Source organism: Olegusella sp., assembly GCF_057238325.1.
Map to the genome: position 1 here is coordinate 40,089 of NZ_DBHHGF010000011.1, position 11,943 is coordinate 52,031.

The window sequence follows — 11,943 nt, forward strand, 5'->3', positions numbered from 1 at the left end:
ATGGCTCAGCTAAAGGTGTTGAGCTCTCCTCATTCAGATGCGATAGAAATTGAGGGCTTACCAGTCAGAATGCTTGAGACTTTCCGTGATAAAGCTTTGGGCTTATTACGTTCAGGCAAGCATAGTCCTGCCGTCGCACTCATGCGTTGTAGCTCGGTTCACACCTTTGGCATGAAGTATCCGCTCGACCTTGCCTTCATAGATCGTGATGGCCATGTATTGCGTGTTTGTCAAAACGTAAAGCCAGGGGATATTCGCAGCAAATTTGGCAGCTGGGCTGTGATGGAGCGTCCTGCAAGTAGGCGGACATGGCTCCGGCAAGGTCAGAGAGTTTGGTTAATGCAAGAAGAAAAGCGAGAGGGGGAGACCGTATATGGCTGACCTACGAGTTTTTGGGAGAGGTGAGCTAGAAAAAATCCCACCCATCCCACTTAAATCCATACAAGGCGATAGCAATTCCACAATGGCTGGCAGCACTAAAACTTGTCCTTGTTGTGGACAAATCCTGTTTGCGGATATGGATACCTGTTTTGAATGCATGTATAAGTTTGCTGAACAAGAAGGACCTGATATGACCAACCAGCTGCCTTTAGAGGAGCGTCTGAAAGAAGAGACTTGTCAGCCTCTTGTTACAAGTGAGGCAAATACCAGCGAGGTTTGTCTTTGGATAAAAACTCCCGAGCTAGAAGCTCATATTCCCTTACCCAAGCAGGGTCTGCGGATTGGAAGATCGCCACATAATGATGTGGTTTTGCATTCCCGGGCAGTATCGCGATCGCATACTGAGTTGCTTCCTGATGAAAATGGCATGGTAGTAAGAGATTTAGGAGCTACAAATCCCATACTTTACCAGGGAAAAGCTTTGGAAGGCAGCGCACTTATTCCTTTTGGAGAGATGATTTCGCTCTGTGGAAATTATCTACTTGCCCAAAAAATGCATTCCAAGAAACCAAAAGTGTGCTGATTATTTTCAAAAAATTGGGGTTTCATCAGAATAAAGAGTTGACAGAGACATGTCCTTTGTTAAGATATACAAGCTTGCAAACGCAGGCGTTTTGGCTGGGTAGCTCAGTTGGTAGAGCAGGGGACTGAAAATCCCCGTGTCAGGGGTTCGATTCCCTTCCCCGCCACCAGAAACACAAGGTCAGAGCTTCGGCTCTGGCCTTTTTTTCGTGCCGAAGTGACACGGAGTGACAGAAAAGTGACAAAACATTTTGGAGCAAGCTAAAAGCGTAGCTGTGCGATATGTTTTTAATAAGGTGTAAGATGACGTCATAAGCCTTCTTTTCTGAGTTGTTAGGTGGCTTGTAGGCTCTCCCGAAATCTTGGTGGATAGGCGGGAGAGCCTAATTTGTGCGAGGTAGAGCGGTATCGAGCGTTTACGAGGGCATCAGCGTTGAACTAATGTTTTGAATTCCCATTGATTTCAAAACATTTGTAGTTCTACTTTGTCCAATGTCTTTCATAAGCTCAGAGATTAGGTTGAGAATGTCATTTTGAGCTTTTGCAAATTCATCACGACTTAAAACTAGCTCAAGGTCGTTAAGCATATCGGCAAATTTGACACTTTTTGATGGCGATACTCTTGCGCAATATAGTCGCTCATCGTGTGCGCAGATATTTCTGAAATCCTTGATGTGATCATATGCGAGGCGTAATCGTCTAGGGCTTATTTTCTTAGTGTCTATGTGTGACTCGTTATAAAGGCTAGAAAAGTTTGCCGCGATAGCATTTCTCATTGATTCAGGCTGGAAATCATAGAATTTGAATATCTGACCCAGCATGAGAAAGTTAGTTAAAACCCAAAATGGGACTTCATCATGGTCGCGCACATAATGCTGGATATAGTCACGCTTGAAAGAGTAGTTTTCATATGGGTACTTGTGCAATATTTTTTTGAAGTCATCAATAAGTCCTTCAACTCTTTTAACATATTACCTATCTGCTCTGTAGTTGTGAGGGTTTAAATATGCCTCATGCTCATCTTGATGTTTCTCAGAGAATTTATAAGAGCACGTAGTTTTTAAGGTTGCTTCCGCTTCGGAGAAGTAGCGAAACATCGTTAAGCGAAGGTCTCGGTCAAACAAAAAGAGTCTATAGATATTATTAAAAGTAGTGCCAACAACGTATCTATCATCCTTTGCATTTGCAGAAGCAGCTTTGTCAATAAATAAATCTTTATAGCCGTTTACCACTGAGTAATAACCTTCGCGCTTAAGCACAGCTTCAGCGGAATTATCAATAGCGATACCGCGCTTTGAGAGAATTGTTAGTTGCTCTTCTATAGATTTAAAAGGCTTATCCATTGTGTTTTATCCTTTTAAACATAGAAAGCCGCACTATGGCGGCTTTCATGGGCTTGACCGGACGTACCGACGCCAAACCTCTTCATACTGCTAATATGAACCATCACGTCATCTTGCCCATTAGTAAAATGCTGTAATGACTCAAATTCACCATAAACGGCATATATGACACTATTTGTTACTTTGCGGAAGTACATTTTTACTACTCTCATCACGCTCTCCATCTATCAGGAGTAGTAAAGCTCATTGTACGCCTATAGCGTGGCATGACGGCGCATCAGGGTCGGCAGGGTTGATCACACACGGACGATACTCCGCGTCATAAGTAAGAAAGAATTCAAGCATAGCGTCATTGGTCTCAAGGCTTTCTTTTTGATCCCAAAAGCCGATGTTAAAGACGTGCCCTAATACTTTGTCAGATTTTTTATCCCAGATAAGTGTCTCATACTGGCTGTCATTCTTTTTCAGCAGTTCAAGCAAGGCTTGTGTTTGAAATTTCAGATTGTCGCCTGCTGAACCTATTACCAGTACGGGTGGTAACGTAACGCCCGGCAATACCTCGTTTATGCTCATGTAATGGGCCCAAGGAGCTCTCTCGCCCTGCTTGCCTAAAAACATTTGTCGCATTTCTGCATCAGCATGGGTGCCAAATACACCTGGTGCATAATAGGGCATCAGATTTGTCACAGGACAACTTACCGCGAGCGCCTTAAAGCTTAGCGGCAGTGCAGTCGTGCCGTATATCTGCTGCAGTTCTGCTTTGTTTCCAATACATAATGCCAACATGCTCAAATGAGCCCCAGCAGAATCTCCTGTAATAAAACAATGCTGCAAATCCAATAACTCCTCTGAGGCATGTTGTGCCAGCCATTCAAAAGCTGCCCACAAATCTTGGATCATGCCCGCTAAATCAACTTCAGGCAGCAGGCGATAGCAAATATTGACTACTGCAAAGCCTTGTGATGCTAGGTACTCGCAGTAATTGCGATTAACCAGCAGGTCGCCATACATATGACCGCCACCATGAATGTCAACAATTACAGGTAGTGCTATCTGTCCTGTTGTGCCCTTAGGGCGAGAAATACTTAATACATGCAAGGGATTACCATCGTTGAGATAGGCAATAGCTGTGCTTGTTTCGACATCTGGTACGCGCAGCTGTGTCTCAATACGCTTTTTGTCAGCAGCCTCTATATGCTCCCACAAACGAGTGAGTGTCGATCCCATGCGACATCAGCTCCAATAGCATCAAATCCTATTACCACTCGACAGTATAGGAACTCTATACCCTCGATGCCCTTATCTATGTTCCCGATGCCCTTATAATGCAGTCAAGCAGATCTGAGCGTACTTGTTGAATTTTGGCATCACCAGCAATAGCAGTTGTAACAGTCTTAGCCATAGGGGGTTGTGATGGGAGTTTATGAGGCGTTTAGCGGTGAGCGCGGAATTGGTAATACCCCTTATTATGAGGTGGCGGGCAAGCACGTAGTCTGTTCGCACTGCGGTCGTGACAAATTCGATAAACGCACAGCACAGCTTAATACTGCAGCGGCTACATTTTTTGGTCTTGATTGGGCAAATGTATCGGCAACTGTGCTTGTGTGCCAGAATTGCGGCCATTTAGAGTGGTTTCTAGAAGAGTAGGATTAGGCTGTAGCTTAACTAGTTTTGCTTTGCCTTAACTCAAATAAGAGGAGCTTTTTGTATGCTGAATAACAAAACCAACCCAAGAAGTTCCCTAGAGAAGTTCACTCTTTCAAGAAGGACATTTTTGGCAAGTCTGACCGCTGGCAGTTTCGTTTCCATAGCGGCACTAACCGCCTGCTCCTCTCAAGACTCAGCCGTCACGTCCAGTGGCTCTGGATCCCGCACTGAGGTAGGCTCTACTGCCTCAACCCAAACAAAAACAGATCCTCTCGCAGGTACTGCTCAAGACAAAAATGCAAGCACTATTACGGCGGTTGCTCCTGATGATGAATTTGGTCATGGGACCCATCATGCCACGCTTATCATCAAGGATTACGGAACAATCAAGCTTGTTTTAGATGCAGATTCTGCACCTATCACCGTTAGTAATTTCTGTCGCTTGGCAAAGGATGGCTTCTACAACGGTCTTACGTTCCATCGCATTATCGAGGATTTTATGATGCAGGGCGGCGACCCCAAGGCTAACGGGACCGGCGGTTCCGACCGTACAATCAAAGGAGAGTTTAGTGCTAATGGGGTTGACAACAAGCTCCTGTTAACTCGAGGTACTATCGCGATGGCGCGCGCCCAAGACTACAATTCTGCCTCATCGCAATTCTTTATCATGCAGAGTTATCAGGAATCTCTTGATGGGCAGTATGCTGCCTTTGGCCATGTTACTGACGGCATGGATGTTGTCGACGAGATTTGCAAACAAGCAAAACCTACAGATAGTAACGGTTCTATTGCCAAGGATGACCAGCCAGTTATCGAAAAGCTTGAGATTGATGATTAGGGCTGTAGGCATCGCGCCTCGCTATCTAGCCATCTCTAGCTAAAAATTACTTTAAATTCGCTTTCATCATTACGAAGAGGGATATCTTCCTTTTCGTCTATAACATAATCGATTTGAAAATGGCGATACTGCTGGTTAAAGAGCGTAAAGAAGCGCGCGATGCGCTCGGAGTCGCCCTGTAGTTCCATCGTGACCGAGCCATCCCATTCGTTGCGTACCCAACCGAGCAGCCCCAAATCGTTAGCACAGTTACGTGCGTTCCAGCGAAAGCCAACCCCTTGCACTTGTCCACGAAAAACAAAATGTACGCGTCGTAGCTTTGCTGTGTCAGCGTCTTCAAGATCTGCTTGTTCGCTTATGTCTGAGTTTGCCGCACCCAAATTGGCAGCCTCCACGGCCTCTTCGACTTCTTTTTGTTGCTTTTCATTCGCGCGTTTGAACCACTTCAGCATGGGCAGCTCCTTACACGCCATGTAGGTCTCTCGTGAAAACTCATTCTCCGTCTACAATAGACGAATTAGGACGCAAAATTGTGCAAACTACAAGGTGTCAAATACGCAATTCGGTAAGTTTCGCTTTTGGGAGGCAATAATGGGTGTAAGCAGAAGGACATTCCTCGGAGTGGCGTCGGCTGCAACTATGGCAGGTCTCGGTGCCTGCGCCCAGCCTAATTTTTCTTGGTTTATCAATAAGGATGAGGGCCAGCAAAATAGCTCAAAGACTCCTCAAGGTTCTGCTGAAACCGAAATCGATCTCAAAGAGTTTGCAGCCCTCAAGCTTGATATGGGTGCGTGGAACTACGACACAACTTTTGATTGCTATTACCAGCTTGGTGTGCCTTATTGTTTGCATCCTGCAACCGAAGCCTATGAGTCTCTTGCGATTTTTGTACCTGGTCCATACTTTGAAGGTAAGAAGCGCCTTAATGGGAGCTACGAGTGCACACTCGTGCCTGATGCAAAGATTGCTTCTTTTACCGCAGCTACTGCACCCATTATGATGCCGCTCAACTCTGCACGTTTTGAGGCTCAAGCATGTCCGACGGGCTTTTCTTATACAGGTCTTACACGCTATCTCTCGGCAGGTCTTATTTACGTTTATGCTGGTTTCCGTGGTCGTTCAGCAACGGCAGAAAGCAATACTTCTGAGCTTATTGCAGGTGGTGCCCCATGGCCAGTGGTCGATCTCAAAGCAGCAATACGTTATTTGCGCTACAACAAAGACCTTTTGCCAGGTAACACAAATCGAATTTTTGCTTTTGGTTTTGGCGGTGGCGGTGGCATTGCTGCTTGCCTTGGTAGCTCGGGTGATTCTCCTGAGTTTGAGCCTTACCTCAAGCAAATTGGTGCCGCAATGCATGATGGGGAAGAGGGCAAGACTGTTTCTGACGCCATCCAAGGTGTTGGTGCATGGTGTCCTGTCACAGCGCTTGATTCTGCCGATGCATCTTACGAGTGGATGATGGGTCAGTTCTCAGATGAGGGTGCTCGTGCAGAGGGAAGCTTTGGCGGAGCGCTTTCGGCAGATCTTGCCACTGCTTATGGTAAATATGTCAATAAGCTAGGTTTGCTTGATGAAGAAGGTAAGCCACTCAGTTTGGATGCCGCCGAAGACGGTTCGCTCATCTCGGGTAATTATTACGACTACCTGTTGGGTTTGGTAGAAGCTGCAGCAAGTAAGTTCTTCTCGGCCACGGCTTTTCCCTATACCTATACACCGACAGATCAAAATACTCCGCTTTTTCCTGGTGATCCGACCTTGGCAAAGAGTAACTATGCAAGTGTTACAGCAGCAAGTGATGCAGCGAGTGATGCGAATTCTACCGATAAAAATACCAACACTCCAAGCGGTGTAAGAACTGTACAGTCGACGGTCTATGATTCTATCGAGAGTTACGTTGGATCCCTTACTGGTAAGACACGTTGGCTGGTTTATAGCGGTATGGCACAACGGGCGAATGTAACCAATCTCTGGGACTTTGTGGAGGCTTGTCGGCCAGCACAGCATAATGTGGGTGCCTTTGATGCCTGCGACCGTTCTTCGACTATCAATCAGCTCTTTGGTGTAGGTGAAGAAACTTCGCTGCACTTTGACCAGATTATGGCTGAGCAAATTGCTGCCCATCAGGATAGCTATAGCAAGCTCAAAGACTGGGATGCTAATTATGCTTTTGATTGGAAAGAAGATCTCAGCAAAACCGACAGCTTTGAGTTAGATGTTGCAAGTCGCGTCCAGATGATGAGTCCTTTGCACTTCATCGCGGATAATTCCAAGAGTAATGGCAGTGCCAAGGTGGCGCCTTATTGGCGTATCAACGCGGGTCTCTTCTCGAATACGACTTCCTTTGCTGATGAAGTCAACTTGGCGCTGGCGCTTAAGGCTTATAAGGGCATTAAAGATGTAGCTTTTACGCCTGTATGGGGGGCAGGATTTGAGCTGGCTGAACGTGAGGGTAATGCTGAAGACAAGCTTGTTTCTTGGGTAACTCAAATCTATGAAAAAGAGTAAACGTAATAAAATAGCGTAAATTGATGCTTTTTGTAAGAGCAAAACTCAAAAAATATTATTTTTCTGCCTTGGCGTGCTAGTATTGATAACAGTATTGGCAGTTGAGGTGGGGGTTTATACATGTTTGAGGTTGGAGAGTTCATCGTTCATCCTGGTCAAGGTGTCTGCCAGATCAAAGGGATTGTCGATGAGCCAATGAGCTCTTATATGCTGACTCCTGTTGGTCAGCGAAATCCTATGCGTATTAGTTTTCCAATTGCGCGCGAAGATACTTTGCGGCCTATCTTGAGCCATGATGAGGCTGTCGAGATTATCGATGATTATCCTACGATGGCGCCTGAGTCCCATAAAGAGCGCAGTAATGCCCTTGAAGAACAGTACTTTACCGATGAGATTCGCTATGGGGATTGCCGCGATTCCGTGCGTATTGTCAAAACTTTCCGTCAGCGTATTGAGGATCTCAAAGCAGCTGGCAAAAAACCGCCCGTAGCCTATGAGCGCATTCTCAAAAAAGCGCGCAAGCGTTCGCTTACCGAGCTTTCGGTTGCTTTGGACAAGACGCCAGAGGATGTCACCATGCTCTTTGTGGCTTCTGAAGGAGAAAATCCAGAAGACAACTAGCAGCTGAAGACTCTGCGTTACTTCGTAGATGACGCGAGTCAAAAAGAGTTGGTGAGCTACGCTAATGTCTTTGCGCCAGACAGCTTGTTATAAAAAATAGCCGCGACTCTGCTGAGGGCTCGCGGCTATTTGCTTAGCTGAATGTGTGGTTGACAGCGACAGGCCCGCTAGCCTTGAGTTGCAAAAGCAGCACTATAAATAGCGCGTACATCATCCATATTCATTCGTTTGAACGAACCTAAATGATCGCCTTTAGTAGCGCGTAGACCTTCTACCAGCTGATCTACATCTGCAGGAACAAAACCAAACTCATCAAGATAGCGAGGCATGCCAATCGTGCAGAAAAAATCCTGTAGAGCATCAATTGCGGCTAGAGCATCGGTTTCGAGGGAGCCAGTCTGAGCAACACCAAAGACCTCTGCACCTAAACGTGCTATGCGTGTAGGGTTTTGCTTGTAACAATGACGTAGCCAAGCAGGAACAATAACGGCAAGGCCGGCACCATGGGTAACTTCGGTCTTTACAGCGGACAAGACGTGCTCCATGCCATGAGATGACCAATCTTCAGCGCGGCCATTACCGCACAGGCCATTATGAGCCAATGTTGATGCCCACATCAGGCTAGCGCGCGCGTCGTAGTTGTTAGGATCGCGTAGCACCACAAGAGCTGCCGAACGGATGGTACGCAGCAGAGAAAAAGCGATACCATCAGTTACAGGTACGTCACCAGAGGCAGAAAATGCACGCTCAATGATATGAATCATCATATCAGTGACACCTGCAAAAGTTTGATAAGCAGGCAGGCTCAGCGTGAGCTCAGGGTTCATAAAGGCTGCTTTGCAGCGGATAATATCGCTGTTGATTCCTTTTTTGATGTCCAGCTCATCATTAGAAATGACGCAGGAGTTTGAGGCCTCAGAGCCCGCAGCGGGAATGGTTAGTACATTTGCCACAGCTAATGCCTTAACTTTGGGTAAGGGATTGCCATGAGCAAAATACTCCCATACGTCCCAATCATTGGGGGCAGTTATGGCGCAAGCTTTGGCAGTGTCAATCACGGAGCCTCCACCCACGGCGAGCACAAAGTCGACCTGCTCACTACGTGCAAGCTCAACCGCTTGGCGCACGAGATTAACTTCAGGGTTGGGACGCACACCGCCCAGCTCGACATGAGCAATACTTGCTTCGTCAAGTGAGGTTAATACGGTATCTAGCAAACCAGAACGTACAACATGACCTTTGCCATATAGTACAAGAGCTTTTTGGTACCCTTCGTCAGCTGCCCATGCACCCACTTTTTTCTCAGCATTGTGTCCAAAGATAAACTTTGTAGGTGACATCCACTCAAAATCGTTCATATAGACTCCCCTTCACTTGTAATGCATGTTATAAACGTGCAGCTTGTGCCAGTTAAAAGCAAAAAGAGTTTCGCTTCAAAAACAGTATAGGTAGCCATATATGAGCAGAACGTGGGAGCCGCTAAAATAGGATAGCTTGAACGTGATATACACAGAGCGTGCGATATCGCAGCACACTTGAGGAGGATGGGCTATGGCTTCACAGATGGGTGAGCAGATAAACCGTGCGGTGGTGAGCGTTTTGGGTTCAGACCGTCCTGGCATTGTTGCGGCAGTTTCTGCAGTTTTGGCGCAAGCAGATGCCAATATCTTGGATATTTCCCAGACCATTCTTCAGGGCATTTTTACAATGACCATGTTGGTGGATTTAAGTGCAGGGGAGAGTGACTTTGCCGATCTCCAATCTCGCCTAGCCGAGCTCCAAGAGCAGCTCGGTGTGCAGATCATGCTGCAGCGTGAGGATGTCTTTCGTTATATGTATCGGCTGTAGGCGAGGGGACCAGTATGGCCGCAAATGAAGCAGAAAAAAAGAACAACACAGCTATCAATAAAATTCATGACAAGCAGAGCGCTCACAGCATGCCTGCTGATGAGCGTGCTGACCAAGATATGCGTGAAATTACTCGTCGCTTAAAGCGTGTAAAGCGCATTGAGGCAGGTGGTGGTCTTGATACACCTTTGGGTGAGTCGGTACGGCGTCGTCTGACTGAGGCGGGCACCTCAGCGTTTGAGCATATGCGCGACCCGTACCCTATGCCATCTGAAGTGATGGGTACCACAGGTGTTGCCGATCAGCTTTATCATGGCATGGATAAAGTCGATAAGGTGCCTGCAAAGCTTTATCAGCGCTACGATGTCAAACGTGGCTTGCGCAATTCTGATGGTTCAGGCGTTTTGGTGGGCTTGACCACAATTTCTAATGTACATGGATACAACAAAGTTGATGGCTGGGTGGTGCCTGATGAAGGACGTCTGACCCTGCGCGGCTACGATATCGCTGATTTAGTACATGGCGCAACTGATGAAGATCGTTTTGGCTATGAAGAGATTGCATACCTGTTGCTTTCTGGCGCTCTGCCCTCCGCCGATGAGTTAGCTGATTTCAAGGCTCGCATCGGTATGAGACGCCAGCTGCCAGATGGTTTTTTACGTAGCTTTCCACGAGCGACTTACAGCCATTCCATTATGAACGTGCTGCAGCGTGCAACGCTCATGCTGTATGCCTTTGACCCAATACCTGATGATACCTCGCCCGAACACGAGATTGACGTGGCAGTGTCATTGCTTGGTCGCTGGCCGCGTGTGGCGGCGGTTGCCTCCGAGGCATATCGTGCATCCGAGGAAAATCGCCAGCTATTGGTGCCGCCTGCACGTGAAGATTACTCCATGGCTGAAACGGTCCTTGATATTCTTCGTGGCGATGAGGGCTTTAGTGTTGATGAAGCACGTATGCTCGACGTTATGCTTATGCTACACGCCGAACATGGTGGCGGTAACAACTCAACCTTTACTTGCCGTGTATTGTCATCTTCGGCAACAGATGCCTACTCTGCCTATGCTGGCGCACTCGGTTCGCTTAAAGGTCCCAAACATGGCGGTGCAAATGCGCAGGTGTCGCGCATGATTGATGACATTGCCCAAAACGTGAATCATTGGGATGACGAGGACGAGCTGGCAAGCTATCTTACACGCATTCTCAAAGGTGAGGCCTTTGATGGTAGCGGCTTGATTTATGGCTTGGGGCATGCGGTTTATTCCAAGACCGATCCTCGCGCTGAGGTTGTGCGTGCATATGCTGAAAAACTTGCTCACAAAAAGGGTGATGATGGACGACTGGGTCTCATCGAATCCATCGAACGCATTGGGCCTGAACTCATGAAAGAAGTTCGTGGTACAGACAAGGCGATCTGTGCCAACATTGACCTGTATTCGGGCTTCGTCTATTCGATGCTTGGTGTACCTGAAGAGCTCTATACGCCTATTTTTGCGCTTGCGCGCCTGGCTGGATGGGCGTCACATCGCATGGAAGAAATGTATGGTGCTGCTCGTATTATTCGTCCTGCTTATAACTCCTATATGACCAACCAAGTCTATGTGCCCCTTGCTGAGCGCTAACCTTCCAGCAGGTCTTGTAGTTTCGTTGCAGATTTCGCTGTAACCCTAGTTGCAGTTTCTCCGCATCGGGTTCAATAAGCACCCTCGCGCCAATTTTTACCTGGCCTTTTCTCGCGCACTTGGTACGCTTTTGAACCGCCTGTGAGGAATGCTATACAACGGGTTCAAGAAGTGCCTTTCCAACCACGCTTTCCCTGCAGACGGTTCACAATGCACCCTTTTATCCGCATCGGGTTCAATATGCGCCCTTGCGGAAATTTTTATCTGGGGTTTCTCGAGCCGTTTGGTACGGTTTTGAACCGTTTGTATTAAATGGAAGACAACGGGTTCATAAAGCACCCTCAGCAAAAAATTGAGCAGCGCTTTGGGGAAGCAGAGCGACGCTTTTGAACCGTTTGTGGGTGGGGGCGGTATGAACCGTTTGCGGGAGGATGGAGACGGTTTTGAACCGCCTGCAGGTAATAAGGATTGCGTTGTCCGTATGATGGACTGATGTTTGCCGAGAAGAAGCAAACCTCCTGCGCAGAAAGAATGCCGTCTGCATATGAAA

General features: G+C 47.2%; 11 protein-coding genes, 1 tRNA gene and 1 pseudogene. 9 read left to right on the plus strand and 4 right to left on the minus strand.

Translation table 11 applies throughout. The features are described 5' to 3' along the window. The 3 genes from ACO5JD_RS07980 (at window position 1) to ACO5JD_RS07990 (ending at window position 1,133) form a co-directional block, all read left to right on the plus strand. Window positions 1–381: a DUF192 domain-containing protein gene (locus tag ACO5JD_RS07980; protein ID WP_484988976.1), complete on the plus strand. Its 381-nt coding sequence runs from the start codon at window positions 1–3 to the stop codon at window positions 379–381. Further along, window positions 374–964, plus strand: coding sequence for an FHA domain-containing protein (locus ACO5JD_RS07985; protein WP_484988978.1), 591 nt, complete (start codon window positions 374–376; stop codon window positions 962–964). Before ACO5JD_RS07980 ends, ACO5JD_RS07985 begins: the two co-directional genes overlap by 8 nt. A gap of 93 nt (window positions 965–1,057) precedes the next feature. Beyond that, window positions 1,058–1,133 (plus strand) — tRNA-Phe (locus tag ACO5JD_RS07990). A gap of 246 nt (window positions 1,134–1,379) precedes the next feature. Here ACO5JD_RS07990 and ACO5JD_RS07995 read toward each other — a convergent pair. Together ACO5JD_RS07995 and ACO5JD_RS08000 are read right to left on the minus strand one after the other, a co-directional pair. Next, window positions 1,380–2,306, minus strand: a pseudogene (locus ACO5JD_RS07995) (Abi family protein). Window positions 2,307–2,549: 243 nt separating this feature from the next. Continuing rightward, the gene (locus ACO5JD_RS08000; RefSeq protein WP_484988980.1) at window positions 2,550–3,533 is read right to left on the minus strand and encodes an alpha/beta hydrolase; all 984 of its coding nucleotides are present in this window, start codon (window positions 3,531–3,533) and stop codon (window positions 2,550–2,552) included. A 186-nt stretch (window positions 3,534–3,719) separates the two neighbouring features. On the opposite strand from ACO5JD_RS08000, the gene ACO5JD_RS08005 reads away from it, so the two are divergent. Both ACO5JD_RS08005 and ACO5JD_RS08010 read left to right on the plus strand, forming a co-directional pair. After that, window positions 3,720–3,953 carry a hypothetical protein gene (locus ACO5JD_RS08005; RefSeq protein ID WP_021625893.1) on the plus strand — a complete coding sequence of 78 codons (234 nt, stop codon included), beginning with the start codon at window positions 3,720–3,722 and terminating at the stop codon, window positions 3,951–3,953. A 61-nt stretch (window positions 3,954–4,014) separates the two neighbouring features. Next, window positions 4,015–4,791: a peptidylprolyl isomerase gene (locus ACO5JD_RS08010; protein ID WP_484988982.1), complete on the plus strand. Its 777-nt coding sequence runs from the start codon at window positions 4,015–4,017 to the stop codon at window positions 4,789–4,791. A 35-nt stretch (window positions 4,792–4,826) separates the two neighbouring features. Here the strand turns inward: ACO5JD_RS08010 and ACO5JD_RS08015 are convergent, their stop codons facing one another. Further along, window positions 4,827–5,243 (minus strand): acylphosphatase, encoded by a 417-nt coding sequence (locus ACO5JD_RS08015; RefSeq protein WP_484988984.1) that lies wholly within the window; start codon window positions 5,241–5,243, stop codon window positions 4,827–4,829. A 139-nt stretch (window positions 5,244–5,382) separates the two neighbouring features. Between ACO5JD_RS08015 and ACO5JD_RS08020 the strand changes: the two genes are divergently transcribed. Continuing rightward, a complete protein-coding gene (locus tag ACO5JD_RS08020; RefSeq protein WP_484988986.1) occupies window positions 5,383–7,299 on the plus strand; it encodes a subtype A tannase in 1,917 nt (638 codons plus the stop codon). A 120-nt stretch (window positions 7,300–7,419) separates the two neighbouring features. Then, the gene (locus ACO5JD_RS08025) at window positions 7,420–7,920 is read left to right on the plus strand and encodes a CarD family transcriptional regulator (RefSeq protein ID WP_484988988.1); all 501 of its coding nucleotides are present in this window, start codon (window positions 7,420–7,422) and stop codon (window positions 7,918–7,920) included. A gap of 167 nt (window positions 7,921–8,087) precedes the next feature. On the opposite strand, the gene ACO5JD_RS08030 is transcribed toward ACO5JD_RS08025, so the two are convergent. Next, window positions 8,088–9,278, minus strand: coding sequence for an iron-containing alcohol dehydrogenase (locus tag ACO5JD_RS08030; RefSeq protein WP_484988990.1), 1,191 nt, complete (start codon window positions 9,276–9,278; stop codon window positions 8,088–8,090). A 193-nt stretch (window positions 9,279–9,471) separates the two neighbouring features. On the opposite strand from ACO5JD_RS08030, the gene ACO5JD_RS08035 reads away from it, so the two are divergent. Both ACO5JD_RS08035 and ACO5JD_RS08040 read left to right on the plus strand, forming a co-directional pair. Next, window positions 9,472–9,768, plus strand: coding sequence for an ACT domain-containing protein (locus tag ACO5JD_RS08035; protein ID WP_484988992.1), 297 nt, complete (start codon window positions 9,472–9,474; stop codon window positions 9,766–9,768). Window positions 9,769–9,782: 14 nt separating this feature from the next. Continuing rightward, window positions 9,783–11,393, plus strand: coding sequence for a citrate synthase (locus tag ACO5JD_RS08040; RefSeq protein WP_484988994.1), 1,611 nt, complete (start codon window positions 9,783–9,785; stop codon window positions 11,391–11,393). Window positions 11,394–11,943 lie beyond the last annotated feature (550 nt).

Coding starts and splice junctions, on each gene's coding strand:
- ACO5JD_RS08020 (WP_484988986.1), top strand. CDS start 5,383: ATGGGTGTAAGCAGAAGGACATTCCTCGGAGTGGCGTCGGCTGCAACT.
- ACO5JD_RS08005 (WP_021625893.1), top strand. CDS start 3,720: ATGGGAGTTTATGAGGCGTTTAGCGGTGAGCGCGGAATTGGTAATACC.
- ACO5JD_RS08035 (WP_484988992.1), top strand. CDS start 9,472: ATGGCTTCACAGATGGGTGAGCAGATAAACCGTGCGGTGGTGAGCGTT.
- ACO5JD_RS07985 (WP_484988978.1), top strand. CDS start 374: ATGGCTGACCTACGAGTTTTTGGGAGAGGTGAGCTAGAAAAAATCCCA.
- ACO5JD_RS08015 (WP_484988984.1), bottom strand. CDS start 5,243: ATGCTGAAGTGGTTCAAACGCGCGAATGAAAAGCAACAAAAAGAAGTC.
- ACO5JD_RS08000 (WP_484988980.1), bottom strand. CDS start 3,533: ATGGGATCGACACTCACTCGTTTGTGGGAGCATATAGAGGCTGCTGAC.
- ACO5JD_RS07980 (WP_484988976.1), top strand. CDS start 1: ATGGCTCAGCTAAAGGTGTTGAGCTCTCCTCATTCAGATGCGATAGAA.
- ACO5JD_RS08040 (WP_484988994.1), top strand. CDS start 9,783: ATGGCCGCAAATGAAGCAGAAAAAAAGAACAACACAGCTATCAATAAA.
- ACO5JD_RS08025 (WP_484988988.1), top strand. CDS start 7,420: ATGTTTGAGGTTGGAGAGTTCATCGTTCATCCTGGTCAAGGTGTCTGC.
- ACO5JD_RS08030 (WP_484988990.1), bottom strand. CDS start 9,278: ATGAACGATTTTGAGTGGATGTCACCTACAAAGTTTATCTTTGGACAC.
- ACO5JD_RS08010 (WP_484988982.1), top strand. CDS start 4,015: ATGCTGAATAACAAAACCAACCCAAGAAGTTCCCTAGAGAAGTTCACT.